Source organism: Cupriavidus sp. 22TCCZM04-2, from assembly GCF_057798895.1.
Window position 1 is genome coordinate 24,273 of the sequence record NZ_JBYOJS010000029.1, and the last position, 24,792, is coordinate 49,064.

24 protein-coding genes and 1 pseudogene are annotated in these 24,792 nt (G+C 68.3%); 15 read left to right on the forward strand and 10 right to left on the reverse strand.

Features of this window, described 5'->3' with window-relative positions; all coding sequences use genetic code 11:
- Positions 1-18: 18 nt before the first annotated feature.
- Entirely contained in the window at positions 19-678 is a 660-nt protein-coding gene (locus AC3FKG_RS27905) for a 3-oxoacid CoA-transferase subunit A (protein WP_483712583.1), read from the reverse strand.
- A gap of 505 nt (positions 679-1,183) precedes the next feature.
- Here AC3FKG_RS27905 and AC3FKG_RS27910 point away from each other — a divergent pair.
- On the forward strand, positions 1,184-1,414 hold the full coding sequence (locus AC3FKG_RS27910) for a hypothetical protein (protein ID WP_483712584.1): 231 nt from the start codon (positions 1,184-1,186) through the stop codon (positions 1,412-1,414).
- Positions 1,415-1,447: 33 nt separating this feature from the next.
- Here the strand turns inward: AC3FKG_RS27910 and AC3FKG_RS27915 are convergent, their stop codons facing one another.
- The 3 genes from AC3FKG_RS27915 to AC3FKG_RS27925 all read right to left on the reverse strand — a co-directional run bounded on the left by AC3FKG_RS27915 (position 1,448) and on the right by AC3FKG_RS27925 (position 6,949).
- The gene (locus AC3FKG_RS27915; RefSeq protein ID WP_483712586.1) at positions 1,448-4,510 is read right to left on the reverse strand and encodes an AAA family ATPase; all 3,063 of its coding nucleotides are present in this window, start codon (positions 4,508-4,510) and stop codon (positions 1,448-1,450) included.
- Positions 4,507-5,652, reverse strand: coding sequence for an exonuclease SbcCD subunit D (locus AC3FKG_RS27920; protein ID WP_483712588.1), 1,146 nt, complete (start codon positions 5,650-5,652; stop codon positions 4,507-4,509). The genes AC3FKG_RS27915 and AC3FKG_RS27920 overlap by 4 nt, the downstream gene beginning before the upstream one ends.
- Positions 5,653-5,758: 106 nt before the next feature.
- Positions 5,759-6,949, reverse strand: coding sequence for an FIST signal transduction protein (locus AC3FKG_RS27925; protein WP_483712589.1), 1,191 nt, complete (start codon positions 6,947-6,949; stop codon positions 5,759-5,761).
- On the opposite strand from AC3FKG_RS27925, the gene AC3FKG_RS27930 reads away from it, so the two are divergent.
- Both AC3FKG_RS27930 and AC3FKG_RS27935 read left to right on the forward strand, forming a co-directional pair.
- The gene (locus AC3FKG_RS27930; protein ID WP_488744698.1) at positions 6,944-7,174 is read left to right on the forward strand and encodes a hypothetical protein; all 231 of its coding nucleotides are present in this window, start codon (positions 6,944-6,946) and stop codon (positions 7,172-7,174) included. The genes AC3FKG_RS27925 and AC3FKG_RS27930 overlap by 6 nt on opposite strands.
- Before the next feature lie 12 nt (positions 7,175-7,186).
- Positions 7,187-7,459 (forward strand): annotated as a pseudogene (locus AC3FKG_RS27935) (YgiW/YdeI family stress tolerance OB fold protein); the annotation flags it as partial.
- Positions 7,460-7,501: 42 nt separating this feature from the next.
- Here AC3FKG_RS27935 and AC3FKG_RS27940 read toward each other — a convergent pair.
- Positions 7,502-7,708: a dodecin gene (locus AC3FKG_RS27940; RefSeq protein ID WP_483712591.1), complete on the reverse strand. Its 207-nt coding sequence runs from the start codon at positions 7,706-7,708 to the stop codon at positions 7,502-7,504.
- A gap of 205 nt (positions 7,709-7,913) precedes the next feature.
- On the opposite strand from AC3FKG_RS27940, the gene AC3FKG_RS27945 reads away from it, so the two are divergent.
- The 3 genes from AC3FKG_RS27945 to AC3FKG_RS27955 all read left to right on the forward strand — a co-directional run bounded on the left by AC3FKG_RS27945 (position 7,914) and on the right by AC3FKG_RS27955 (position 11,031).
- Positions 7,914-8,582, forward strand: a complete 669-nt coding sequence (locus AC3FKG_RS27945; protein ID WP_488744699.1) for a phospholipase D family nuclease — start codon at positions 7,914-7,916, stop codon at positions 8,580-8,582.
- A gap of 76 nt (positions 8,583-8,658) precedes the next feature.
- A complete protein-coding gene (locus AC3FKG_RS27950; RefSeq protein WP_483712593.1) occupies positions 8,659-9,372 on the forward strand; it encodes a dienelactone hydrolase family protein in 714 nt (237 codons plus the stop codon).
- A gap of 114 nt (positions 9,373-9,486) precedes the next feature.
- Positions 9,487-11,031: an acyl-CoA synthetase gene (locus tag AC3FKG_RS27955; RefSeq protein WP_488744700.1), complete on the forward strand. Its 1,545-nt coding sequence runs from the start codon at positions 9,487-9,489 to the stop codon at positions 11,029-11,031.
- An 89-nt stretch (positions 11,032-11,120) separates the two neighbouring features.
- On the opposite strand, the gene AC3FKG_RS27960 is transcribed toward AC3FKG_RS27955, so the two are convergent.
- A complete protein-coding gene (locus AC3FKG_RS27960) occupies positions 11,121-11,774 on the reverse strand; it encodes an outer membrane lipoprotein (RefSeq protein ID WP_483712596.1) in 654 nt (217 codons plus the stop codon).
- Positions 11,775-11,908: 134 nt separating this feature from the next.
- Positions 11,909-12,364 carry a MarR family winged helix-turn-helix transcriptional regulator gene (locus AC3FKG_RS27965; RefSeq protein WP_483712598.1) on the reverse strand — a complete coding sequence of 152 codons (456 nt, stop codon included), beginning with the start codon at positions 12,362-12,364 and terminating at the stop codon, positions 11,909-11,911.
- Between the two features lie 221 nt (positions 12,365-12,585).
- Between AC3FKG_RS27965 and AC3FKG_RS27970 the strand changes: the two genes are divergently transcribed.
- On the forward strand, positions 12,586-13,149 hold the full coding sequence (locus AC3FKG_RS27970) for a YggT family protein (RefSeq protein ID WP_488744701.1): 564 nt from the start codon (positions 12,586-12,588) through the stop codon (positions 13,147-13,149).
- Positions 13,150-13,308: 159 nt separating this feature from the next.
- On the forward strand, positions 13,309-13,632 hold the full coding sequence (locus AC3FKG_RS27975; RefSeq protein ID WP_483712600.1) for a hypothetical protein: 324 nt from the start codon (positions 13,309-13,311) through the stop codon (positions 13,630-13,632).
- A 40-nt stretch (positions 13,633-13,672) separates the two neighbouring features.
- On the opposite strand, the gene AC3FKG_RS27980 is transcribed toward AC3FKG_RS27975, so the two are convergent.
- Positions 13,673-14,599 (reverse strand): LysR family transcriptional regulator, encoded by a 927-nt coding sequence (locus tag AC3FKG_RS27980; protein ID WP_483712601.1) that lies wholly within the window; start codon positions 14,597-14,599, stop codon positions 13,673-13,675.
- 60 nt (positions 14,600-14,659) lie between these two features.
- Here AC3FKG_RS27980 and AC3FKG_RS27985 point away from each other — a divergent pair, with 60 nt between their 5' ends.
- Together AC3FKG_RS27985 and AC3FKG_RS27990 are read left to right on the forward strand one after the other, a co-directional pair.
- Positions 14,660-16,255 carry an MFS transporter gene (locus AC3FKG_RS27985; protein WP_488744702.1) on the forward strand — a complete coding sequence of 532 codons (1,596 nt, stop codon included), beginning with the start codon at positions 14,660-14,662 and terminating at the stop codon, positions 16,253-16,255.
- A gap of 158 nt (positions 16,256-16,413) precedes the next feature.
- Positions 16,414-17,244 carry an IclR family transcriptional regulator gene (locus tag AC3FKG_RS27990; protein WP_483712603.1) on the forward strand — a complete coding sequence of 277 codons (831 nt, stop codon included), beginning with the start codon at positions 16,414-16,416 and terminating at the stop codon, positions 17,242-17,244.
- 28 nt (positions 17,245-17,272) lie between these two features.
- Here the strand turns inward: AC3FKG_RS27990 and AC3FKG_RS27995 are convergent, their stop codons facing one another.
- On the reverse strand, positions 17,273-18,085 hold the full coding sequence (locus AC3FKG_RS27995) for a phytanoyl-CoA dioxygenase family protein (protein WP_483712605.1): 813 nt from the start codon (positions 18,083-18,085) through the stop codon (positions 17,273-17,275).
- A 189-nt stretch (positions 18,086-18,274) separates the two neighbouring features.
- Between AC3FKG_RS27995 and AC3FKG_RS28000 the strand changes: the two genes are divergently transcribed.
- The 5 genes from AC3FKG_RS28000 to AC3FKG_RS28020 all read left to right on the forward strand — a co-directional run bounded on the left by AC3FKG_RS28000 (position 18,275) and on the right by AC3FKG_RS28020 (position 24,407).
- Positions 18,275-19,192, forward strand: coding sequence for an AAA family ATPase (locus tag AC3FKG_RS28000; protein ID WP_483712607.1), 918 nt, complete (start codon positions 18,275-18,277; stop codon positions 19,190-19,192).
- 5 nt (positions 19,193-19,197) lie between these two features.
- Positions 19,198-20,238 (forward strand): DUF58 domain-containing protein, encoded by a 1,041-nt coding sequence (locus tag AC3FKG_RS28005; protein ID WP_488744703.1) that lies wholly within the window; start codon positions 19,198-19,200, stop codon positions 20,236-20,238.
- Positions 20,235-22,265, forward strand: a complete 2,031-nt coding sequence (locus tag AC3FKG_RS28010; protein ID WP_488744704.1) for a transglutaminase TgpA family protein — start codon at positions 20,235-20,237, stop codon at positions 22,263-22,265. Before AC3FKG_RS28005 ends, AC3FKG_RS28010 begins: the two co-directional genes overlap by 4 nt.
- A 73-nt stretch (positions 22,266-22,338) precedes the next feature.
- On the forward strand, positions 22,339-22,827 hold the full coding sequence (locus AC3FKG_RS28015) for a MarR family winged helix-turn-helix transcriptional regulator (protein WP_483712610.1): 489 nt from the start codon (positions 22,339-22,341) through the stop codon (positions 22,825-22,827).
- Positions 22,824-24,407 carry an MFS transporter gene (locus tag AC3FKG_RS28020; protein WP_488744705.1) on the forward strand — a complete coding sequence of 528 codons (1,584 nt, stop codon included), beginning with the start codon at positions 22,824-22,826 and terminating at the stop codon, positions 24,405-24,407. The genes AC3FKG_RS28015 and AC3FKG_RS28020 overlap by 4 nt, the downstream gene beginning before the upstream one ends.
- A gap of 52 nt (positions 24,408-24,459) precedes the next feature.
- Here AC3FKG_RS28020 and AC3FKG_RS28025 read toward each other — a convergent pair whose 3' ends face one another.
- Positions 24,460-24,783, reverse strand: a complete 324-nt coding sequence (locus AC3FKG_RS28025) for a hypothetical protein (protein WP_483712613.1) — start codon at positions 24,781-24,783, stop codon at positions 24,460-24,462.
- Positions 24,784-24,792 lie beyond the last annotated feature (9 nt).

A 24,792-nucleotide genomic window follows, 5' to 3' on the forward strand; every position in this document is an offset into this window, starting at 1 on the left:
GTTCGCTCTCCTTCTCGCTCAGACCTTCACCACGCGCTTGACGAACAGGCCCGGCGTCACGATGTGCTCCGGATCCAGTTCGCCAAGGTCCACCAGGTGGCTCACCTGGACGATGGGGCACTTGGCAGCCATGGCCATGATCGGGCCGAAGTTGCGAGCGGTCTTGCGGTAGGTCAGGTTGCCCCAGCGGTCGGCCTTGTCGGCCTTGATCAGGGCGAAGTCGGCCTGGATGGGCTTTTCGAACACATAGCCCTGGCCGTCGATGATGCGGGTTTCCTTGCCTTCGGCCAGCGGCGTGCCGTAGGCCGTGCGCGTGAAGAAGCCGCCGATGCCGGCGCCGGCGGCACGGATGCGCTCGGCCAGGTTGCCCTGCGGCACCAGTTCCAGTTCGATCTCGCCGGCGTGGTACAGCGAATCGAAGACATAGGAGTCCGACTGGCGCGGGAACGAGCAGATGATCTTGCGCACGCGCTTGGTCTTGAGCAGCGCGGCCAGGCCGGTGTCGCCGTTGCCGGCGTTGTTGTTGACGATGGTGAGGTCGCGCGCGCCCTGCGCGATCAGCGCGTCGATCAGTTCCGCCGGCATGCCTGCCATGCCGAAACCGCCGATCAGGATCGTGGCGCCGTCGTGGATGCCGGCCATCGCCGCTTCCACGGAGTCAAATATCTTGTTGATCACTTGCGTTCCAGTCCGGGATGAGGGTCTGGCAGGTGCCGGGACCGGCCGCAAGGCGCGGCACGCAAAAACTGTCTCCGGGCGATCCCTGCCGGACGGGCGTCTGGCGCAAGCACCGGGCGACGGCGCGCTAGCCATGACGGGTTCCAACAGAAATAAACGAATTTGTTCTTATTGCGAACTTGAATTCGCACTCTGAACAGAGTACACCCCGCGCCAAACACGGGTCAAGGCAACGGCAAAGAGCTTGTCCGGTAATCGGCCGCGCATGCAGCCATGCCTTGCACCGCGGGACTTCCGCCCCTGCTCGCTTCCCCTGTGTAGGACTGAGCCGACGCCACAATCGGCCCGGTGGCGATACGGCCGCGGCCCGCGCCTGCCTATGCTTGGATCAAGACCAGCCACAAGACGACCGCCACCGGACCACCCGGCACGCCACGGCAAGTCTGCACCAGAACCAGTCCGGCACGACGTGGCCGGACCAGAACAGAAAGAGGAGTCGGAAATCATGGCACGCGCCTTCGCCAGCCCCAATCCTTCCCGGACAAGCAAGCATCAGGCCGCACTCGACCGGATCCTGCGCACCACGCGGCAAGACTGGATGCTGGATATTCTGCCTTCCGAGCCCGCCCGGCAAGCACCCCCCGCCCGCCCGCGCTTGCCGCTGCCGCGCCTGGCCGCCCGGGCCTTCGAGGCGCAAATCATGGCCATCCGCTGCCAGAAGGTATTCGCGGCCTGAACCCTGAACCCCGAACCCTCAACCGCGCCACGCTCAGGGCAGTTGCAGCACCGCGCGGCTACCCGCGGTGCCAGGCCGGACTTCCAGCCGCACGTCGATGCGTTCGCGCAGTTCCGCGACATGCGAGATGATCCCCACCAGCCTTCCCGCCTGCTGCAAGTCCAGCAGTGTGCGGATGGCAAAGTCGAGGCTTTCCGGATCGAGCGTGCCAAAGCCTTCGTCGACGAACAGCGTATCGAGCTGGATGCCGCCTGAGCGCGACTGGACCACATCGGCCAGCCCGAGCGCCAGCGACAGCGAGGCCAGGAACCCTTCGCCGCCTGACAGCGTATTGGCCGGCCGCGCCGCGCCGGTGTCGTAGTCGAACACCTCCAGGTCGAGCCCGCCGGCCGTGCGCTGGTCGGCCTGCTCGCGCACGCGCTGCAAAGTGTAGCGGCCACGGCTCATGGCCAGCAGGCGCACGGAGGCGGCCTCCAGCACCTCGTCGAGCAGCGTGGCCAGCACGAAGCGCTGGAACGTCATGCGGCGCGGGTTGTTCCCGTTGGCGACTTCCGCGAGCCGTCCGAGGATGGCGTAGCGCGCTTCGATCTCGCGGTTGGCCGCGGCCAGGGCATCGAGCTGCCTTTGGCATTGCAGCAGGTTGTCGCGCATGCGCGCACGGTCGGCCTGCTGCCGGACGATGCCTTCCACCGCAGCCGCTGCCATCGACGCGGCCAGGCGCACGCCATCCAGGTCCGGCACCGACAACCCCTCGGCCGCCGCGATGGCGCGCGACAGGCCATGCGCGGACACCGCAAGGGCTTCATCGTAGAGGCGTACCGCATCGTCCAGCGCCTCGATCGCCGCGGCGTCCAGCCGGGCCGAGCCAAAGGCCGCCAGGTCGGCAAAGCCCGACGCGGCCAGCATGGCGTCCGCCGCGGTTCGCGCTTCCAGCAGGCGCTCGCCCGCGCGGGCCAGCACGGCCTGTGCCGACTGGCTGGCCGCTTCGGCCCGGGCCAGCGCCGCGCCGGCCTGCTTGTCGGCGTCTTGCGCTGCCTCCAGCGCGGCGCCAAGCGCGGTGAACTGGGCGCGGGCCTGTCGCAGGGCGGCTTCGATCGCCCCGGGATCGCGCGCGTCTTCGGGCAGTTGTGCGCACGCCGCCCGCCACTCCCCCTGCAACTGCGCGAGCGACTGGCCCGTGGATTCCATCGTGGCGCACGCCGTGCGGTGGGCATCGTCCGCGGCCGCGAGCACGGCGCGCCGTTCTTCGATGACCGCCGGCATCCGGGCCAGCCGGTCAGACGATGCCTGCGCGGCAGCAAGCTCCCGCTCGAGCGCGGCGGTCTGCACGGTCAGTTCCTGTGCCGTGGCATCTAACGCCTGCAGCGCGGCGCCGCCGATATCCGCCGCGGCCTCCGCGAGTTGCACGGCCCACCGTTCGAGATCGGCCTGCGCGGTGTGCCGGATGGTGACGGCACGCAGCGCGGCATCATCGGCCTCGCGCGAGGCGCCACGCGCCTGCTCGAGCGCATCGTCCGAAACCAGTTCCGCGGTGTGCTGCGCGAGCGCCGGATGGTCGGTGCCGCCGCAGACCGGACACGCCTCGCCCGTCGCCAGCACGGCGGCAAGGCGCGCGGCCTGCCCGGCCCGCCAGGCGGACTCCGTCGTCGTCAGGGCCGAGCGCAGCGTGTCACGGTGCATGGTTGCACGGGCCGCCGCCGCATCGCAGCGCGCCAGTGTCTCGCGCGCCTTCGCCTCGGCCTGTGCGGTCTGCCGGTAGCGGGCGATCTGCTTCGCGCGCGCCTGGGCTGCCTGCAGCTGCAGGCCGAAGGTCTGCAGCTGCGCAGCCAGCACCTGCGCCTGGCGCTGGTCGGCTTCGGCAGTGGCCAGTTCCACCTGCCTCTGCGCCAGCACTTGGGCGGCCCGGTCGCGCGCGGCAACCGCATCGGCCTGCTGCCGTGCGGCGGCCTCCAGCGACTGGCGCAGGTTGCCAAGCTGGCGCGCGCGGGGCAGCAGGGCCTCGAATTCCATCACGCGGCGTTGGCCAGCCTCGCGCACCTCGCCGCGCGCAAGCTCGGCCTGCAGCCGCTCGGTGGCCTGCGCGGCCCCCTGTTGCTGTTGCCGCAACGCGCTGGCCGCGTGCTCCACCGCTGCGTGCGCGGCCTGCTGGTCGCGTGCCGTTGTTTCCAGATGCTGGATGGCAGGCCACGCCTGGGTGGCACGTCGTGCAGCGTGCAGCCGCATGCGTTGTTCGTCGGTCGCCGCCTTGCGGGCCAGCAAGGCCTCATGGGCTGCGTGCGCGTCGGCACGTTCGCGCAGCCGTGCCGCTACCTGCTCCGCGCCTTGCAAGGCCGTTTGCGCGGCGGCATGGCCGACGCGTGCGGATTGCTCCTGTTGCTGCAGGTCTTGCAGTGCCTGCTGGAGCTGCGCGATACCGACGGCCAGTGCATCGGTCGACTCCATGTCGAACTGGCGCAGCAGCGCCTGGCGCTGGTCGAGGATGCGCTCGGCATCGCGCCGGATGCCGGCCGCCTCGCTTTTCAGCAGCTCTTCCACGCGCCGGTACAGCTCGGTGCGGAACAGGCGCTCCAGGATCCCTTGCCGCGCCTGCGAACTGGCCGTCAGCAATTCGCGGAAGCGTCCCTGCGGCAGCACGATGACCTGGCGGAACTGCGCGCTGTCGAACCCCAACAACTCGCGGATGGCATCGCTGACCCTGGCTGGCTGCCCGGCCTTGCTGACCCAGCCCTCGCCCTCCCAGGCATCGAGCTGTGCCTTGGCGGTTTCGGTGACCATGCCCTCGCCGCGCTGCTTCGGCCGCTCTTGCGCGGGCGAACGCACGACGCGAAAGCGCTGCGCGCCAAGGCCGAACTCGAGCACGACTTCCGTGCGCAGCCCGGGCGCCGCATTGGCGCTGCGCATGGCCTGCGCGGAACGCTCGCCGCCCGAGGTGTCGCCATACAACGCAAAGCAGATCGCGTCGAGCAGCGTGGTCTTGCCGGCACCGGTCGGGCCGTGAATCAGGAAGAAGGCCTGCTCGCCCAGTTGCGTGAAATCGATCGCCTCGGTGCCGGAAAACGGTCCGAAGGCCTGCATCGTCAGGAGCAATGGCCTCATGCCGACTCCCTCTGCGCGGCGGCCATGCCGGCCAGCACCTGCTCCAGCGCGGCGCGCTGGCCATCATCGAGTTCGGCATCGGCCACTTCGCGGAAGAAGCTCGCAAAAAGCTCGCCGGTACTTTGTTCCCGCAACCGCCGCGCGGCATCGCCAGCGGCTCCGGCACGGGACAGTACGGTGCGCTCGACCGCGAGCGCATTGGGATAGACCTGGCGCAGCTTTGCCATCGGGTCCAGCAGCGCGCCGGTGTCGGTGAGGCGCGCATAGACATAGTCATCGCGCCGCGCGTCAATGGCGGCCGCAGCGATCAGGGCCGCCAGCTCGCCTTCGACGATGCGCAAGTCGCGCAGCGGCCGCAACGGCCTGGGCGTGATCTGTACGCTGCCGTCGGCGCCAAGCTCGATCATCGACACGGACTTTTCGTGGCTGCACTCCGACAGCGAATACTTCAGCAGCGAGCCCGCATAGCGCACCCGCCCGCCGATCGTCTGCGGCCGGTGCAGGTGGCCCAATGCCACCAGGTCGAAGCCGTCGAACGCCTGCGCCGCCACCGCGCCGCTGCCGCCGACCGACAAGGGCCGCTCCGACTCGCTGACCGCGCCGCCGACGACGAAGGCATGACCCACCACCACCGACCGCATGCCGCGCGGATGGTTTGCACGGATGGCGTCCAGTTGCGCGCACAGCGCCGCTTCATGCGTGGGCAATTCGGCGCCCAGCGCGTCACGCACGACGGCGGGTTCGGCATAGGGCAGCGCATAGATGCGCACCTCGCCATGCGCGTCGTGCAGCGCCGCGCTGGCGGGCGTGGCGGACGTGCAGCCGGCCACGTGCAGGCCTTGCGACTGCATCAGCCTGGCGCCAAATTCCAGCCGCTGCGCGCTGTCATGGTTGCCAGCGATCAGCACCACGGGCACGCCCGCATCCAGGACGATCCGCGCCAGGACGTCGTCCAGCAGCGCGACCGCTTCCGGCGGCGGCACGGCCCGGTCGTACACGTCGCCGGCTATCAGCACAGCGTCGGGGCGCTCGGCGCGCACCAGCTCGACAAACTGGTCGAGGATATGGGCCTGGTCTTCGATCAGGCTGCGGGCATGGAAGAGCCGGCCGAGATGCCAGTCGGCGGTGTGCAGGAAGCGCAATGTGGATACCTGGTCTGCGGGGTGAGGGTGGCGTGTCCGCCACGGCGGCACGCAGTACAGCCGGCATCATAACTGCGCGGACCGCCCACCGGTCCTGCCGGCCGCTTCAGGCCCCTGGCGCTCCGGTGAACACCGTCAGCACGCCCGTGTAGCCGTACAGGTGGTCGCGAGCGATCTCGCCGTTGGCGAAGAACCCGGCCAGTGGCAATTCGCCGAGCGCGCGGCGCACCAGCTGCAGCTCGGCGTTGGGGGCGCCGAAATGCGGGCCGCCACGTCCGGAGCAACTGATGTAAAGACCGCCCAGCACCCGCCCGACCGTGCCGCTTTCGATCTCGGCGCGGATTTCCGTGGCGATGCGCATCAGGTCGGCGCGCGCCGCCCCCGGGTTCTGGGTGCAGAAGGCGAGCCGCATGCCGGGCTCGGCAACGTCTGCCAGCGCCAGTACGCGATGCTGCACGTCAAGTCCCATCAAATGCCGCACCATGGTCTCGGCGCCGAACCTGCCCGGCAGCCGGGGCGCGTCGTCCGCCCCCGCGCTCAGGCCGGCCAGTGTTCCCGACAAGGCCTCGGCCATCTCCTGCGGGGGCGCGTCGCGCCCGAGCCCGAGGTCCTTCAGGACGCAGTCGAGCGCCGGCTCGTCGTCCAGCGTGAACAGCAGGTTGCGGTCCACGCGTGTCACGGTGCGCGCGGGCCCGATCGGCTGGCATCCCTGCGTCACGCGCGAGATCAGGCCGACCCGCGGGCCGAACAAGACCCCCGACAAGCCGCCCGAGTAGATGCCGTCGGCCATCTGCAGCGTCCGGTTGCGTGCCGACGACAAGCCGCCGAACAGATAGCCGGTGGCGATGCGTTCGCTCAGTTCGTGCAGCAGGTCCTGCAGGTCGGGCGTCGAGGCTTCCGCATGCACCAGCGCAGCATGAGGCGTGAAGCCGGATGAGGCCGCCGGCAACGGCTTGCGGCCCGAGAACAGCCGGAAGGCATCACGCGGCAGCGGCGCCGCCATCAGCACCATGGCGGGCTCGTCGATGTACTCGACGCCGCAGGCGCAAACCCCGACCGCGGAGGTTCCGACCCAGGCGACGCCAGGCCACTCCCGCTGCAGCGCATCGAGAATGCGCTCGGCCGCCGGGGCATAGTAATCGCTCAGGTAGCACCAGCCCAGGGTCAGCGCGACGGCATTGCCGTGCTGCGCCTGCTGCACGGCAAGCTGGGCTTCCAGTTGCGAGCGGCAGTCGCCCAGTGCTTCCTGCCAGCGCGCATGGGCGGCGTGGGCGTGTACGAAGGCCGCGTCGTGCATGAGATCCTCCTTGGCAGCCCGCGCCGGCCGACCGGCGATCACTCACAAGTCGCGTGCGCGCAGATGCAGTGCGAGGTAGGCAGCCTGTTCAGCGTCGGTTCAGCCATGCCGGCGCATCATCGTTTCCGTCGCCCCCAGAACTTCGAACAAACAAGGACGAGCACCATGAAACGCATCCTCATCGCCACCGCCTTTGCCATGGCAGCCGCTGCCGCCCACGCCTAATACACCGGCCCTTCGGCTATCCCCGCCGCCACCGTCAAGTCGCTGCAGCAGGGTGGCAAGGACGACCAGCATGCCGTGCTGCGCGGCAAGATCGTCAGCCACGTCGGGCACGAGCGCTACCTGTTCGCGGATGGCACGGGACAGATGCAGGTGAAGATCAAGGCCTCGCGCTGGCCCGCGCAAAAGCCTGTCGACGCCAACACCACGGTCGAGCTGCTCGGCGAATACGACACGGAGCTGATCGGCGAATCGCACTTCGACGTGAAGGAAATTCGCCTGCCCTGAACGGCGCGGCCTGCCAGCGTGCACGGGTGCGCCGCGGCGCGCTCAGCTCACGCGGAAGCCGATCTTCAGCGTCACCTGGAAATGCGCGACCTTGCCGTCCGCGATATGGCCGCGCGTTTCGACGACCTCAAACCAGTCGATATGCTTGATGGTCTCGCTGGCCTTGGTGATGGCATTGCGGATGGCAGCGTCGCAGCCGTCGGGCGACGAGCCGACGATCTCGACGAGCTTGTAGGTATGGTCGCTCATGTCCCATTCTCCTTGGCCGGCTGGCACCGGGCGCGGTTCCATCCATCATAGGCACGCCCACGGCGAAAGCCCAGTAGACGCATGCGGCGAAAGGGACTGTTACACACGGGCCGCTTGTCCCGTGTGAAGCGGGCTGCTACGCTGCGGGCCCGCATTGCCGCGCGGCGTGGCATGCGGGGCCTCCGTCCCCGAACCGAATAGCAACGTGAACCATCGATTCAAGCGCGCGGCCCTGTCCGCCCTGCTGCTCGCCGCCTGCGCAACCGGCCTGGCCCAGGCCCGCTCCACTTCGGCACTCGACAGCATCACCGACTCCCTCAGCAATACTTTCAACGAGGCCATCGCGAAGCTGCCGGCCGCGCCTGGCCAGAACGCAAGGCCGGACGCTTCGGCACGGCCCGTCAACGCCCGGCCGTTTGCCTCGGGCAGCGGCTACACCCTGTGCTTCGTTCCGGACGGCGTAAGCTGCCAGGACCTGCTCGTCAACGCCATCCGCGGCACGCGCCAGCGGCTGCTGATCCAGGCCTACTCCTTCACCAGCAAGCCGATCGCCGAGGCCGTGGCGCAGGCGCACAAGCGCGGCGTGGACGTACGCGTGATCCTCGACAAGAGCCAGGTAAGCGAGCGCTATACCAGCGCCACGTTCCTCAAGCACGCGGGCATCCCGGTCGTCATCGACACCAAGCCCGCCATCGCGCACAACAAGGTCATGGTGTTCGACGACCAGGCCGTGTTCACCGGCTCGTTCAATTACAGCAAGTCGGCCCAGGAACGCAACGCCGAGAACGGCATGCTGATCCGCGGCGACGCGGCTGTGGTCAAGGCCTATACCGACAACTGGAAAGCGCGCTACCAGCAGTCGTCGGCGTACTGACGCGGCCGCGGCATGAATCGGCGAGCGGTGGCAAACTTGCGGTTTGCCCACATCAATCCAATTGGAACCCGCCATCATGCCAGCCATTCCCGACAGCAAGTGGATCCGCGTCGACGCCGACACGGGCAGCTTCGACGCCTACCTGAGCCTCCCGCCCGCCGGCGTGCAGCCTGACGGCCCCGCCATCGTGCTGCTGCAGGAGATCTTCGGCGTCAACGAACATATCCGCGCCGTGGCGGACCAGTATGCGGCCGACGGCTACACCGTACTCGCCCCCGACGTGTTCTGGCGCGATGCCCCGCGCGTCGAACTCGGCTACGCCGGCGACGACATGAAGCAAGCCATGGACTTGCGCAAGTCGGTGGATGTCGAAGCCGCCGTGCGGGACATCGCCGCGACCGTACGCGCGCTGCGCGCGCGTGCCGGTGCCGGCAGCAAGGTAGCCGCGGTGGGCTATTGCTTTGGCGGCCTGCTCGCCTACCTGAGCGCGGCGCGAGGCCTGGTCAATGCCGCCGTGCCGTACTACGGCGGCGGCATCCAGAACAACCTGCAGGAAGCCAGCACGCTGAACGTGCCGGTGCAGTTCCACTATGGCGCGCTCGACGCGCATATCACGCCCGATGCCGTCGCCAACGTGCGCGCCGCGGTGGCCGGCAAGCGCGGCACCGAGGTCTTTGTCTACGAAGGAGCCGACCACGGCTTCAACTGCTGGGCGCGCGCGAGCTACCACCAGCACAGCGCGGCCTTGGCACACGGCCGCGCACTGGCCTTCCTGGCCCAGTCGCTGTAAGCGACCCCGGCCCCTCGCTGAGGGGCCTGCCTTGCCATGGGCGCGCCGCAACCGTATGCTGCGCTGCTGAGCTTCAAGACTTGCTGGATCCAAACCAAGACGACGGAGACCACCATGCAGTCAGAGCAGCAGCGCGCCCTGCGCAACACCATCCCCGATGCCGTGGCCCGTGCCGTGCGGCGCCACCCCACCAAGACCGCCATCCGCTTCGGCGCGCGCAGCTGGACTTACCAGCAACTCGATGAGGCCGCCGCACGCGTCGCGGGCGCGCTCGCGCAGTGGGGGCTGCAGCCTGGCGATCGCGTCGCGGCCTTCGGCAAGAACTCCGACGCCTACGTGCTGCTGTGGCTGGCCTGTCTTCGTTCCGGCCTGATCCATGTGCCGGTGAATTTCTCGATGACGCGGGCCGAGGCGGAGTACATCGTCACGCAGTCGGGTGCGAGCGCGATCTTCGCCGATCCGTCGCTCGCCGAACGCGTGCTAGGGTTGCCTTGCCGCGTGAGCGGCACGCTGCATGGGGGCGGCGAGCGCGACGTCCTGCTGGCGGCCTCGCACGGCCCTGTCGCACCGGTGCTGTCCGATCTCGCCGAGGAAATGCCGGCGCAGATCCTGTACACCTCCGGCACCACGTCGTCCCCCAAGGGTGCCGTGCTTACGCATCGTGCGCTGCTGGCCGAGTACGTGAGCACCATCGCGGCCTGCGACGTGCGGGCCGGCGACTATTCGCTGGCGGCCCTGCCGCTCTACCATTCGGCGCAGATGCATGTGTTCCTGATGCCGCTGCTGCTGTGCGGCGGCACCACGCTGATCGCCGACAGCCCCGAGGCTGGCTTCTGCCTGCGCACCATCCATGAGGAAGGGATCACCAGCTTCTTTGCGCCGCCCACGGTGTGGATCGCCTTGCTGCGGCACGTCGACTTCGACCCCGCGCGTTTGGGTACGCTGACCAAGGCGTACTACGGCGCGTCGATCATGCCGGTGCCGGTGCTGCTGGAACTGCAGGCGAAGCTGCCCGGGCTGCGCTTCTACAACTGCTATGGGCAGAGCGAGATCGGTCCGCTCGCCACGGTGCTCGGCCCCGACGAGCATGCCGCGCGGCCAGCCTCGGCAGGGCGGCCGGTCCTCAATGTGGAAACGCGCATCGTCGACGAGAAGATGAACGACGTCGCCCCCGGCACGCTCGGCGAGATCGTGCACCGCTCGCCGCAGCTGCTGACCGAATATTGGGACAAGCCTGAGCAGACCACCGAGGCCTTTGCTGGCGGCTGGTTCCATTCCGGGGATCTCGGCTATATGGATGAAGCAGGCTACCTGTATGTCGTGGACCGCATCAAGGACGTGATCAACTCGGGCGGCGTGCTGGTATCCAGCCGGGAAGTCGAGGAATGCCTGTACACACACCCGGCCGTCGCCGAAGTTGCGGTGTTCGCGCTGTCCCATCCCAAATGGGTGGAAGCCGTGACCGCGTGCGTGGTGCTCAAGCGCGATGCCACGGCCAGCGAAGAAACCCTCGTGGCCCACGCGCGCAATGCGCTGGCACCGTTCAAGGTGCCCAAGCGCGTCGTGTTCGTGGCGGACCTGCCGCGCAATACGGCCGGGAAGCTGCTCAAGCGGAAGTTGAGGGAGGATTATGTGGGGTTGTTTGGGGAGGGGGGTTAAATCTGGTTCATCGCGGAATTGCGGGGACGCTGTTCTTGGCAGGTGCGGCTGTTTCGCCGGCGTAGCCGGCGACTTACTCTAGCCTGCCATCAATAAGGCACCGCCACCCCATTCTCCACCCGCACGCGATCCCCATTCCGAAGCTGGTAAGGATTAGCCTGCGTCACCGTCAGGTACCCATTGTCATTAGTCCTGACCCGCACCCGATACGCCGGCGGCACGGCGCTCCCCCGCTTTTCCACTTCATTCCCGGCCAGCGCGCCGACGACCGCGCCGCCGATGGTGGCCACGGTGTTGCCGCGCCCGCCGCCAACCTGGTGCCCCAGCAGCCCGCCCACGACGCCGCCCACCACCGCGCCGGCGCCGCTCGTGGACGCTGCCTGCCCCTGCACGACTTCAATCGACTCCACCCAGCCATAACGTACGCCATACTGTTCGACGCCGTTGTTGCCATAGCCATTGTCGGCCGGATAGCCCTGCTGGTAGCCCGGTTGCGGATAGCCCTGCTGCTGCGGGTAGCTTGCCTGCGGATAGCCCTGTTGAGGATATGAACTCTGCGGATAAGCGCCCTGCGGGTAGGAGGCTTGGGGATAGCCCGCCTGCGTGGCGGCGGTGCTGCCACCGTAGGAACCATAACCTCCCGAGTACCCGCCCGCATAACCACCATAGGGCGCGGTCACGCAACCGGCCAGCGCGCCGGCACCGAGCACCGCAAGCACAACCGAACGAAAGGGGATGGACATGGAAACGACTCCTGCGAATTCGCGTGTTGGGAATGCGCGCGAGTCTAGGGCCAGCGGCGCCCGGCGGGTGTCACCACGAATTGTGATTGGTAACTGGCTGTAACCGCACGGCCAACCGCCGCGGCGCGACGGCTTCAGTCGCGCTCGGCCTCGTCGTCGTTGAATGCGGTAATACGCGCCACGCGGAAGGCCCCGCGCAACGATTCCAGTTCGGTCCGGTGCAGGACAGCCAGCCGGTTCAGGCAGCGCTCGCCTTTCGCGAGCAGATGCACCTGAACCACGCGACGGTCTTCGCTATTGAGCTTGCGCTTGACGAGGCCGGCTGCCTCGCAGCGGTTCACCAGCGCCACCACGCCGTGCTGCTTGGCCTGCAGGCGCTCGGCCAGTTCGCCGATCGACGCCCAGTCCTTGCCGGCGCTGCCGCGGATATGGAGCATCAGCAGGTACTGCTGCACGGTCACGCCTTCATCGCGGGCCGCGTCTTCCGAAAAGCGGAGAAAGCGCCGGAGCTGGTAGCGGAAGTCGGAAAGTGCCTCGAAGTCCGGCTTGCTGAGCGGCGACGGTTTCGCGGAGGCGGACTTGCTGGGCATAGGCGGGTAAGACGACGGGTAAGACGGCAGGTAAGACGGAACAACCGCGCGTCCGCGCACGGGGCGGCTGGCGGCAGAAATCGGATCGACGCAATTATAGGGGCAAGTCACGGAGTGACCCGCCACAACGCCTGATGAGAAGCCACGCCGTCCGGGCATCCGGCTATGGCAGAATCTGTGCGGTTGCAGACACCTTTACCTCCGCCACGGAAACCTGACCGATGTTCACGGAAATCGCCCTCTTCCTGCTCGATACCGTCTTTACCCTGTTCGGCATGGCCCTGCTGCTGCGCGTGTGGATGCAGTTCACGCGCATGCCCACGCGCAACCCCGTCTCGCAGGGTGTCTTTCAGGTCACTGACTGGCTGGTGCGGCCGTTGCGACGGGTCATTCCCGGAGTGGGCGGCATCGACTGGGCCACGGTCATCGGCGCCTGGCTTACCGCGCTGGCATTCCTGCTGCTGGTCGCCACGCTGACCGGCGGCGAACTGTTCGCCTTCCTGCCGATGCTGCTGCTGGCTGCGCTGCTCTACGTGCTCAAGTGGGGCATCAGCCTGGTGATGTGGGTAACGCTGCTGATGGCGATCCTGTCGTGGGTGAACCCGCATTCGCCCGTGACGCCGGCCATCAACCACCTCACCGCGCCGCTGCTGCGCCCGATCCAGCGCGTCATGCCGCGCCTGGGCGGGTTCGACATGTCGCCACTGGTGCTGTTCCTGGTCGCGCAGATCCTGCTGATGATCATCGCCCGGCTGAGCGTGGGCGTGTTCGGCATGCGCTACTGAGCCAGGCCGCCGATAGGGCTTCCTCATGAAGCCGTGATGACATTGTTCAGGCAGCAGGACAGTGTGTCGAGGATTGACCCTTTTTCCCCGGTCTTCGAGGTCCTACATTACAGGTCAACGTGGCGGACGCCACAAACCCTGACAAAGAAGGACACGATCATGAAGACCCTTGCACAACGCCGCAACCTTGCCACTTCGGTTCTTTGCGCGCTCGGCCTGACGCTGGCCGCCGCTGCGGGCGCGCACGCCGCCGAGCCGGTTTCGGACCTGGCCCGCCTGGATGGCGGCGTCGCCCGCGTGGGCAACGTCGACCCGTTCCTGGACGGCGCCCACAACGGCAAGCGCGACCCGTACACCGACGGCGCGAAGCTGGGCAAGGTGGATCCGTTCACCGATGGTGCCAACCTCGGCAAGCGCGACCCCTACACGGACGGTGCCCGCGCGGTCAATGAAGCCCGCAGCGCCTTCACCGACGGCGCCTGAGCCCCCTCGCTGAACGGAAAGTCCCCGCATCTCCGCCCGGTCACAAGACCGGGCCGGCCATGGCGTCCTGGCCCAGTTCGGGCTCCAGCATCGACTCGATCGCCTCCATGAACGCCCGCACCTTGCGCGGCTGCAGACGCCGGTCTGGCAGCAGCGCAAACGCCCTCAGCGGCGGCAGCGGGAATTCGGGCAACACGCGCACCAGCCTGCCCTGCGCCATTTCCGCCTCGCAATAATTCACCGACAACTTGGCAATGCCCAGTCCCGCCAGCGCGCCCTGCAGCCGCAGTTCCGCGTTGAAGGTCTGCATGCGCGGCCGGATCGGCACCGTGAAGCACTCGTCGTCGCGCTGGAATTCCCAGACGGTATCGCCCGGCGTGGTCAGCGTCGGCAGATTGGCCAGGTCCTCGGGTCGCATCAGCGGCGGCAGGCTGGCCGCCAGGGCCGGCGCCGCAAAGAGCCCGCGCTCCACGTGGTAGATGCGGCGCGCCACCGTGCCGGAATCCGGCAGGTCGGCGTCGACGATCACGAACGCCACGTCAAACCCGTCGCGGATCGGATCGACCAGGCCTTGCGTGATTTCGACCGAAACGTCCAGCGCCGGATGGGCCGCCAGCGTGCGGCAGATGATGCCGCCCAACTGCTGGGCGCCGAATTCGTAAGGCGTGGCAATGCGCAACACGCCTTGCACGCGCTCTTCGCGGGCGAGCGTTTCCTGGCGGATTTCGCGCAGGCGCGCGAACAGCGGCGCCACATCGCGATAGACCGCGCTGCCGGCGTCGGTCAGCCGCATGCGGCGCGTGGTGCGCTCCAGCAGCTTGGCGCCGATGGCGGTCTCCAGGCGCGCCACGGCCGCCGAGACGCGCGATTTCGGGCAATCGAGCTGTTCCGCCGCTGCCGTAAATGTGCCCTGCTCGACTACGCAGCAGAACGCCTCCCAATCATTCCACTGGATTGTTTCATTCACCGGACAAAGTTTCCCTGACAAGCTGTGGTTCCAGACGGAAGGCAACATTATGCTTTAGCGATGCAACAAACGTCCGTCTCCGCAGTATCTGGCGCCCCTGACGCCAAAGGCCAGGTCACCATGGCTGCCGCCGCCCCCCAACGCCCTCGCATGCAGATTGCCAGCCACCCGGAAATGGGCCACTGGCGGCTGTCGCTGTTCGGGCTGACGCTAGGGCTGGTCACCGGCATCGACTTCTCTTCCACGCTCATGACGGGCGTCGCCAGCCAGCACATCCAGGGCGGCGTGGGCGCCGCGCCCGAAGACTACCTGTACGCCGTCTCGGCCTATGCCGCCACGGCGGTGCTGATGAACATGGTGCTCGACCAGATCGCGCGCCGGACCACGTACAAGCGCTTCACCATCGCATCGCTGCTGGTGTTCATCCTCGGCTCGCTGCTGTGCGCCGAAGTCGCCAGCCCGAGCGGGCTGATCGCCGGCAAGGCCGTGCAAGGCCTCGGCGCGGGCGGATTGTTCGCGGCGTCGCGCATCCTGGTGCAACTGGTGTCCACGCCGGCCGAGCGCGCGCCACTGATGCTGCGCTTTGGCGGCGGCTCGTTTGCGATGCTGGCCATCACCCCCTGGCTGACCAGCATCTTCCTGGACGATATCGGCTGGCGCGCGGTGTTCCTGTTCCAGGCCGCGATCGCGCTGCCGGTACTGCTGTCGGTGATCGCCACCTATCCCACGCGCGCGCCGCGCGATCCGCATCCGCCGGTGTCCACGCTGGACTGGCCGGCCGCCATCGCCGCCGCGCTAGGCGCGCTGGTGTTCCTGCACACGCTGCAGGAAATGCGCTACACCCGCTTCTTCAGCTCGCCGGAGATGCCGCTGGCCGCGCTGCTCGGCGTGGGCCTGTTCGCGTTCAGCGGCTGGCGCCTGTACCGACATCCGGACCCATGGATCGACTTCTCGCGCCTGGCCGGACGCCAGTACCTGTATGGGCTGGGGTTCTACGCGCTGTACTACCTGCTGTCGTCGGCCTGGGCGTTCCTGCTGCCGACGCTGACCCAAAGCGGGCTGGGCCTGACCTTCCGCTCCACCTGCATGCTGCTCTCGACCAGCGGCACCATCTCCGCCATCGGCGCGGTGATCATCACGCTGGGCATGGCGCTGGTCTTTCGCAAGCGCCGCGTGATCGCCATCGGCTTCATCATCTATGCATGCGCGGCCATGCTGCTGTCCTATCAGCTGATGCCGGGCGCGCCGGACTATGCGCTGGTCCCGGTGGTGCTGCTCGAAGGGCTGACACCGGTGTTGCTGATGGTTCAGGTCGCTTCGATGACGTATCTCGACCTCCCGGTAGAGGATTTCTCGCACGCGTACCAGTTCAAGAACGTCTGCAAGCAAATCGCCTCGGCCGCCGGCACGGGCCTTGCCAGCGTCTTCATGCAGGACGGCCTGGCCGCGCATCGGACGCACCTGGTCGAGCACGTCACGCGCTTCACTCCCGCGCTGCAGACGCCGGACGCGCTTTCCCCGTCCAGCCTGGCGAAAATCTCGCTTGAAATCGACCGGCAAGCCACGCTGCTGGCCGGCATGGACATGCTGCACGGCTTTGCGGCGCTGTGCGTGGCGATGGCCGTTTTCGTCCTGCTGCAGAAGAGCTTCCGCTGATACGGCGCACGGCATAACGGTGCAGGAGACAGCATGGCGGCGGCGCTCCGACGGGGCGCCGCCCGCGCGTGCATCGGCCTGCACTGGCGAAATCGCCGTATTTCCTCTACCCTTTCGGCCTTTGCGTGCCCATCCGGCGACCTGCCGGTGCCTGACAGATGGCCAGTCCCGCCGACCCCCGACCTGCAGCGGAAAGCGCCGCCACCTCCGCCACCACGCCGGAAAAGCCCAGCGACAGCTATGTGCAGTCCTTTGCACGCGGGCTGTCCGTGATCCGCGCCTTCAACGCCGAACACCCGGCACAGACCCTGACGGAAATCGCCCAGGCCAGCGGCCTGACGCGCGCCGGCGCGCGCCGCATCCTGCTGACACTGGTAGGTCTTGGCTATGTGCAGGCGGAAGGCCGGCTGTTCCGCCTGACGCCCAGGATCCTGGATCTCGGCTTCGCCTACCTGACCTCGATGCCGTTCTGGAACCTGGCCGAGCCGATCATGGAGACGCTGTCGCAGCAGGTCCATGAAAGCTGCTCGATCTCCGTGCTCGACGGCACCGAGATCGTCTATGTGCTGCGCGTGCCGGCCCGCAAGATCATGACCATCAACCTGTCGATCGGCAGCCGGCTGCCGGCCTATTGCACGTCCATGGGACGTGTGCTGCTGGCCGGCCTGGCCGATGACGAACTGGATGGGGTGCTGCGCAATAGCGAACTGCGGGCGCACACCAGCCGCACCGTCACCGATCCTGCCGCGCTCAAGGCCGTTGTCGCCGATATCGGCGCGCGTGGCTGGGCACTGAACGACCAGGAGCTCGAAGAGGGCCTGGTGTCGCTGGCCGCGCCCATCCGCAACCGCGCTGGTCACACCATTGCCGCGCTCAATATCAGCGGGCAGGCGAACCGCACCAGCGCCGCGGAAATGCTCGAGCGCTTCCTGCCTCCGCTGCTGGAAGCGGCCGGCAAGATTTCGGGACTGGTGGGCCTGCGCACCTGAGCGGCACAGGCTCGCCCCGCAGCCGGCGCTACAGTTCAACGCTGCCGAACTCCGCCGAGCGCGTGCCCTCGACCGGGCGATTGCTCGCGCCAAAGTAGGCGAACGCCACCGACAGCTTCACCGCATCCGAGCTGTTGCGCCCCGCGGCATGGAACAGCCGGCTGTCAAAGAACAGCACGTCGCCGCGATGCAGCGCCAGCGACGCGGCGCCCTGCAGCAAGGGTTCGCTGGCCGGATGCGCTTCGATCAGGAACTCGGCCGGGTCAAGCTGGCCCGGCTCCAGCCGCGCCTTGTGCGAGCCCGGGATGACGCGCAGGACGCCGTTGCGCTCGTCCTCGTCGCCCAGCGCCAGCCACACCGTCACCAGTTCCGGGCTGATAAACGACCAGTAGCGGGTATCCCGGTGCCAGCCGGTCTGGCTGCCGTAGTGCGGATGCTTGGTCATCACGCAGTTATGGTGCGCCAGCGTGATGCGCGCGGGTTCGCCAAGCAGGGACTGCACCACGGCCACCAGGCGCGGGTCGGTGGCCCAGTCGCGAAACACCTGGTCGCGGCCGTAGGCCTGCCGCAGGCGCCTGACCGTGCCGCCGCCCGCGGCATCGCGATGGGCCGGTGCCCCCGGATAGCCCAGATCGGCCTCGAACTCCACGGGCGGGATGGCCGCGTTCAGGTGGGCGCGCGTCACCGCCTCCAGCGCCGCGCACGCGTGCTCGGGGGCAAAGCCGCGCAGGACGATGAAGCCATCCTGATGGAATGCCTCGGCCAGGCGCCGCAGCGCGGCGGGATCGGGTTCGTTGGAAGTGGCAGACGGAAAGGGGGAAGCGTCCAGCGGGGAGGTCATTGCGGCAGGAGGGAAATTCAGGCCAGGACACGGCCGACACGACGATGATGCCAGAACCGGCCGGACCTCGCCCGGCCTGGCGGGCGCGTGCGCCCCGGCAAATGCTGTCTCCGTGCGGAAACAGACTGTGCCGTGCAAGCCGCACCCCGCTACAATGCGCGAATTCCCAGTCTTCCAGCCGAGGCCAACGTGACTGCTCGCCCGCGGATCGTCGCTACGCTCGCCGAAGCCCAGACCCGGCTTGGCCGCATCGTGCTGGGCAAGCCGCGCCAGATCCGCCTGGCGCTGGCGTGCATGCTGGCGCGCGGCCACCTGCTGCTGGAAGACCTGCCCGGCGTGGGCAAGACCACGCTGGCGCACGCACTGGCCCGCACGCTCGGGCTCCAGTACCAGCGCGTCCAGTTCACGAGCGACCTGCTGCCCGCCGACCTGATCGGCGTTTCGGTGTTCGTGCGCGACTCGGGCGAATTCCGCTTCCATCGGGGGCCGGTTTTCGCGCAGGTGGTGCTGGCCGACGAAATCAACCGGGCCCCGCCCAAGACGCAGAGCGCGCTGCTCGAAGCCATGGCCGAAGGCCAGGTCACGCATGACGGCGCCACGCACGCCCTGCCGTCGCCGTTCTTCGTGATCGCCACGCAGAATCCGCTCGAACAGCTCGGCACGCACGCACTTCCCGAATCGCAGCTGGACCGCTTCACCATGCGGCTGTCGCTGGGCTACCCCGACGCCGCGTTCGAACGCGTGCTGTACCTGGGCGGCTCCACGCCGCCGCAGGCCGATCCGGTCATGGACGCGGCGCAGGTACTGGCCTTCCAGGACGCCGCGACGCAGGTCTACGCCAGCCCCGCGCTGGTCGACTACGTGCTGGCGCTGGTGCAGGCCACGCGCACCAGCAGCGCGTTTGCGGCCGGATTGTCGCCACGCGCGGGACTTGCATTGCTGGCCTGTGCCCGGGCGTGGGCGTTGCTCGATCAACGTGAAATGGTGCTGCCCGAAGACGTGCAGGCAGTCTTTGGCGCTGTGGCCGCACATCGCCTGGCGCCCGTCGGCGCGCGGACCGGCACGGACAGCGTGGCCACGTTGCTGGCCGGCGTGCCCATCCCCTGACGGCCATGCCGCGCGACCGGTCCGCGGCCACCCGCCATGCCGCGTTGCCGCTGCCCGGCGCCGCGCCATACCAGCGGCGCTGGTTCCGGCTTGCGCGAGTCCCCGAGCAACGCGAGGTGCGGCTGGACCGCACGCGCCTCTATATCCTGCCCACGCGCGGCGGCCTCGGCTTCGCCGTCCTGCTGCTGGCCATGCTGGTGACCTCGCTGAACTACAACATCAGCCTGGGCTTCGGCCTCACGTTCCTGCTGGCGGGCATCGGCATGGCATGCATGTGGACGGCGTATCGGAACCTGCTCGACCTGTGCGTAACGGCCGAAGCCGGTGTGCCGGCCAGGGATGCCTTCGCAGGCCAGGACGCGGCATTCGCGCTGCGGCTGTCCAATACCGACACGCAGGCCCGCATCGGCATTGAAGGCCGCATCGCCGCCATGCCTGCGGCTGCGCCTTCCAGCGTCACGCTGGATGCGACCAGCGACGGCACGCTGACACTGCTGGTGCCGGCTACGCGACGCGGCTGGCTGCGCCTGCCCCGCGTCACCGTGTCCAGCCGCTTTCCGTTCGGGCTGTTCCGGGTCTGGGGATATGCGGACCTGGGCCTGTCGGTGCTGGTCTTTCCGGCGCCAGAGCCGGCCGCGCCGCCGCTGCCCCCGATGGCCGCGCTGGACGCCGGTGAAGACGGCAACACCAACGGCCATGCCACCGACGAAGGCATCGACCAGTTGCGCAAGTACCGCAGCGGCGATCCGCTGCATCGCATTGCCTGGAAGCACAGCGCGCGCACCGGCCGCTGGATGAGCCGCGCCGGCGAGCCACCCGCGCGGCCGATGCGCTGGCTGGACTGGCACGCCCTGCCGGCTGGCATGCCGGCCGAGGCCCGGCTGTCGCGGCTGTGCGCGTGGCTGCTGGCGGCCGGCGACGAGGCGGAAGTCGGCCTGCGCCTGCCAGGCGTTGAGGTCCGGCCCGCCCACGGCGCGGGTCATCGCCGCGCCTGCCTGGAGGCGCTGGCACTGTGGCGCGCGCCGGGCCACGGCGGTGCTGCATGAGCACGCCGGCACGTCCGCTGGCGCACCAGGATCACGGCATCCTGCTCGGCCAGCTCGCGCTGGTACTCGCGCCGCAGGCGCGCATGCTGCCGGTGTCGATCAGCCTCCTGCTGCTCGCGCTGCTGGGCTGGCGCTGGCTGCTGTGGCGCAGGCGTGCGCCGCTGCCCTCGCGGGCGATCCTTGCCGCGGCGGCCGTGCTGGTTCTTGGCATCGCCGCCGCGCTGATCTGGCGGGATGGCGGCGGCACCATGCGCGACCTCGCCGTCGCCATGCTGGGCGCCTTTGTCGTGCTCAAGCTGCTCGAGTGCCACAGCCTGGCGGACGCGACACTGGTCACGCAGCTGTCGTTCTACCTGCTGCTGACGCTCTACCTGTCCGACCAGCCATTCTGGCTGGCCCTGTACAGCGTGGCGATCGGTGCATGGATCCTGCGCAACTGGCTATTGCTGCACCATCCCGAGGCGCGTGGCCGGCTGGCCATCTGGCCGCTGCTGGGCCGCATGGCATTGATCGGCCTGCCCTGGGCGCTCGTGCTGTTCGTCCTGTTCCCGCGCCTGGAACGTCCGTTGTGGCAATTGCCGCCATCGGCGCCGATGTCCCGGACCGGCATCAGCGACGTGATGCGTCCGGGCAGCGTCGGGCAGCTCGTACGCTCGACGGAAGTCGCCTTGCGCGCGGAGATCGATGGCGATGCGCCACCGTCCGGGGCGCTCTACTGGCGCGCCCTCGTGCTGTGGCAGTTCGACGGCGCAAGCTGGCTTCCGATGCCGCAACGCCAGCAGTCCACGACGCCCGCCGCGCCTTCGCCACCGGTCGGCGCACGGCAACCCGGCAACGTCGACTACACCGTCACGCTCGAGCCCAGCCAGCAGCGCTGGCTGTTCACACTGGACCGCGGCGTGGCGGTGTCATCGAACGTCAATGCGCGGGTCTCCGCGGATGGCGAGTACTTCCTGGCCACGCCGGTGGACCAGCGCATCCGCTACCGGGCACGCTCCGCGCTGATGTCCGCGCCCGAACCCCTGTCGGCGCGCACGCGGTCACTGGCCCTGAGCCTGCCGCCGGGCAACCCGCGCGCACGCGAGCTGGCCGCGCGCTGGGCCGGCAGCTACGCCGACCCGGCACAGCGCGTGCAGGCCGCGTTGCGCCTGTTCGCCTCGGCGCCGTTCGGCTATACGCTGCGGCCACCGCCGCTCGGCACGGAACAGGTCGACAGCTTCCTGTTCGAGACGCATCGCGGCTTCTGCGAACACTACGCGAGCAGCTTCGTCTTCCTGATGCGCGCGGCGGGGTTGCCGGCGCGCGTGGTGGCCGGCTACCTGGGCGGGGAGTACAACCCCATCGGACGCCACTACATCGTGCGGCAGGCTGACGCCCACGCCTGGGCCGAGGTCTGGCTCGACGGACGCGGCTGGGTACGTGTGGACCCGACCAGCGCGGTGGCCCCCAGCCGTGTCGAACAGGGGCTCGATGCCGCCCTGGGCGGGCAGGAATCCGGGGTCTGGTCGCCGGGCGAGGAAGCCGGCTGGCTGCGCAACCTGCGCTGGGCCTACGACGGACTGACCTACACATGGCAGCGCTGGGTCCTGCAGTACGATCACCGCCAGCAGGAGCGGCTCTTCGGAGAATGGCTGCCTGGCATCAGCGTGGCACAAGGGCTCGCCTGCGGGCTGGCCGCCCTGAGCTTGCTGGCACTGGTGCCACTGTGGCTGCGCCGCCGCCGGCTCGACCCGGTCGAAGCGAGCTACGCGCAAGTCTGCCGCATGCTCGCGCGGCACGGTTGCGAGCGCGGCGCGGCAGAGGGTCCGCAGGCATTCGCCCAACGCGCGGCGGCCCGGCTGCCGCACGCGGCGTCGGCCATTCATGCCTTCATCGGCATCTACATCGGCCTGCGGTATGGCGCGATGCCAGAAGCACGGCGGACGGCGGAACTCGCAAAGCTGCGCACTGGCGCGCGCCACTTGTCGGCCAGCCTTCGCTTGCGGCATGGCCAGAACACCGTGACTGGCGAGATTTATCGCACCTGATATAATTTCATCCGTAACTATTTCAGATGAAAGCACTCAGGCAGAAAATCCGCGACTGGGTGCCCTCCCCGCCATGTCCTTCGAGCAACGTATCGAGCGCTTCAGCGCCGCCCATCCGGACGCGCCCCGCGACCTGATCCTGGCATCCCGCCTGCTGCTTCGCACCGCGCGCCTGCTGCGCGACCACATCAACCGGACGCTGGCCCCGTTTGAGCTCGACATGAGCCAGTACCTGGTGCTCAGCATGCTTGCCGTCGACGAGGGACAACCGAGCATGCCGTCCGAGCTTGGCGCAACCATTGACGCCACGCGCACGCAGATGACCCGGCTGCTCGACGGCCTGGAAGCGCGCGGCCTCGTTCGTCGCCAGGCTTCCGCACAAGATCGCCGCGCGCTGGAGCTGACCCTCACACCGGCCGGCCGGCGGCTCCTGGAGCGAGCGCTGCCGCTGGTTCACACGGCCTATGGCGAAGCCTGGGCACCGGTGGGCGAAAGCAGCGTGGCCGCAAGCACGCGCGTACTGAACCGGCTGCACCAGAGCCTGCAGGCGCTGCAGCCATGAATCCGGGATCTCGCTGGCAACCGCTCCGGCAACTGCGCCTGAGCTTGCGCTGGCTGCGGTGGCTCAGCCACCGGCAGCGCCAGACCTTGCTGATGATGCTGCTGGCCCTGGCCACCGGCGTGGAGTTTCTCGAGAACATCATGTTCGTGTTCGCATCGAGCCACATCATGGGCGGTGTCGATGCGGATCCACGCAGCTTCGCGCTGGCGCAAGCCGCCTACGCGGTGGGCAGCATGCTCATGATCCTCAAGCAGCAATGGTTGTCGCGCCGCTTCGGCTACCGCTACTACGTGACCGGCGCGCTGCTGATCTTCATGGCGGGCACGCTCGCCGCGGCCACCAGCCACTCGCTCACGCAACTCGTTGGCGCGCGCTTCGTGCAGGGATTCGGCGGCGGCGCACTATTCACGAGTTGCCGCATCCTGGTGGCCGTGCTGTTTGGCCCTGTTGACCGGCCGCGCGCGAGCCGCATCTTCATGACGGGCATCTTTGTGGCGAGCGCGCTCGGGCCTGCGCTCGCGGCCGAACTGGTCGATCGCGGCGTGTGGCAAGACGTGTTCTACGGCGCGCTGCCGTTTGCCGCGCTGGCCGCCCTCGGAGCCTGGGTGTTGCTGCCCGACGCGGAACCGCGCCGCCCTGCCCCGAGCCCCGCGCTCGGCCCGCTGCTGCTGTTCGGAGCGGCGGTGGTCACGCTTCAGGCCGCCATGACCGAGGCGCGCTTCGACGTCTTTTCCCACCCTATCCGGCTGGCGCTGATCGCCGCCGCGGGCCTGGGCCTGCTGACCGTGTTCCTGTGGCATCAGTGGCACCATGAGGCGCCGGTGCTGCACCTGCGGGCACTGCGCAACCCTGTCTACCTGGCCGGGATCGGGATGTACTTCGTGTACTACATGATCAACAACCTCAGCGCCTACGTGTTTCCGATCTACGCGGAGCAAGCGCTGCGAATTCCGCTCGCCACGACCGGATGGCTCAATACGTTTGCCGCGCTGGTGAGCCTGACTGGGGTCATGGCCTACCTGCGGTACGCACCACGCATGACGCGCAAGAAGCCGCTGATGGTGACAGGCTTGCTGCTGATGGCCGCTACCGCGTGGTGGTTTTCGCGCATGCCGCCGGATGCCGGACCGCCTACGCTAGCCTGGGGCCTGGTCGGCAAGGGACTGTTCGGCGTGCTGGTCATCATCCCGATCGCGGGTCTGACTTTCCGCTCACTCAGCGGCGAAGAGTTTGCGCACGGCTACCGCAGCAAGAACCTGATGCGGCAGATTGCCAGTTCCTTTGCCTCGGCCATTGGCGCTGTGTTGCTGCAAAACCGGCAGTTCGCCGTGCATGACAGCCTGGTGCATGCGTTGGGGCAACGGACCGCGGAAGCTCAGCTCTGGATACAGTCGGTACAGGCCGCACTGGTGTCTCGAGGCCTGGATGAAGCGCAGGCTCGCCACGGCGCATTGGCTCAGCTTGGCGGGATAGTGGAACAACAGTCCCGTCTGATTGCTTGCGAGGATCTCTACCGCCTGATTGCGGTGCTGGCGCTGACCGCTGCGGTGTACATGCTGCTGCAGCGCCGCCTGGACTAAGGCGCTACGTAGGGCGGTGCCATCGACGTGGCGACCGGAGGAAAATCAGAACTCAGAACAGCGAAAGCTGGCGCATGCCAAAGCCGATCGTCTCTTCCACGCGCGCACGCGCATGGACCAGCGATCCTTCAGCGCCGGAATAGTTGCCCGCCGCCCAGTGATAGACCACCGGCACGTCGCCGCGGTCGGACAGGCGAACCTCGCCCAGCTTCTCGCCGCGCTCGTTGCGGTAAAAATGCGAACGGTAACCGCGCTCCCAGTGCGGGGGCGCTTCCTTCTTGCGCCGCCGGGGGCTCGGCGCAGATTGAGCGGTGGGCGCAAGGCGCCGCGCTCTCTCGGGACCCGGTGTAATGGCTCGGGTGAAATCCAACTGCATAGACTTCCT

Coding starts and splice junctions, on each gene's coding strand:
- AC3FKG_RS27950 (WP_483712593.1), top strand. CDS start 8,659: ATGCCAGCCATTCCCGACAGCAAGTGGATCCGCGTCGACGCCGACACG.
- AC3FKG_RS28015 (WP_483712610.1), top strand. CDS start 22,339: ATGTCCTTCGAGCAACGTATCGAGCGCTTCAGCGCCGCCCATCCGGAC.
- AC3FKG_RS27925 (WP_483712589.1), bottom strand. CDS start 6,949: ATGCACGACGCGGCCTTCGTACACGCCCACGCCGCCCATGCGCGCTGG.
- AC3FKG_RS28020 (WP_488744705.1), top strand. CDS start 22,824: ATGAATCCGGGATCTCGCTGGCAACCGCTCCGGCAACTGCGCCTGAGC.
- AC3FKG_RS27975 (WP_483712600.1), top strand. CDS start 13,309: ATGAAGACCCTTGCACAACGCCGCAACCTTGCCACTTCGGTTCTTTGC.
- AC3FKG_RS28025 (WP_483712613.1), bottom strand. CDS start 24,783: ATGCAGTTGGATTTCACCCGAGCCATTACACCGGGTCCCGAGAGAGCG.
- AC3FKG_RS27955 (WP_488744700.1), top strand. CDS start 9,487: ATGCAGTCAGAGCAGCAGCGCGCCCTGCGCAACACCATCCCCGATGCC.
- AC3FKG_RS27985 (WP_488744702.1), top strand. CDS start 14,660: ATGCAACAAACGTCCGTCTCCGCAGTATCTGGCGCCCCTGACGCCAAA.
- AC3FKG_RS28010 (WP_488744704.1), top strand. CDS start 20,235: ATGAGCACGCCGGCACGTCCGCTGGCGCACCAGGATCACGGCATCCTG.
- AC3FKG_RS27960 (WP_483712596.1), bottom strand. CDS start 11,774: ATGTCCATCCCCTTTCGTTCGGTTGTGCTTGCGGTGCTCGGTGCCGGC.
- AC3FKG_RS28005 (WP_488744703.1), top strand. CDS start 19,198: ATGCCGCGCGACCGGTCCGCGGCCACCCGCCATGCCGCGTTGCCGCTG.
- AC3FKG_RS27915 (WP_483712586.1), bottom strand. CDS start 4,510: ATGAGGCCATTGCTCCTGACGATGCAGGCCTTCGGACCGTTTTCCGGC.
- AC3FKG_RS27970 (WP_488744701.1), top strand. CDS start 12,586: ATGTTCACGGAAATCGCCCTCTTCCTGCTCGATACCGTCTTTACCCTG.
- AC3FKG_RS27995 (WP_483712605.1), bottom strand. CDS start 18,085: ATGACCTCCCCGCTGGACGCTTCCCCCTTTCCGTCTGCCACTTCCAAC.
- AC3FKG_RS27910 (WP_483712584.1), top strand. CDS start 1,184: ATGGCACGCGCCTTCGCCAGCCCCAATCCTTCCCGGACAAGCAAGCAT.
- AC3FKG_RS27990 (WP_483712603.1), top strand. CDS start 16,414: ATGGCCAGTCCCGCCGACCCCCGACCTGCAGCGGAAAGCGCCGCCACC.
- AC3FKG_RS27965 (WP_483712598.1), bottom strand. CDS start 12,364: ATGCCCAGCAAGTCCGCCTCCGCGAAACCGTCGCCGCTCAGCAAGCCG.
- AC3FKG_RS27940 (WP_483712591.1), bottom strand. CDS start 7,708: ATGAGCGACCATACCTACAAGCTCGTCGAGATCGTCGGCTCGTCGCCC.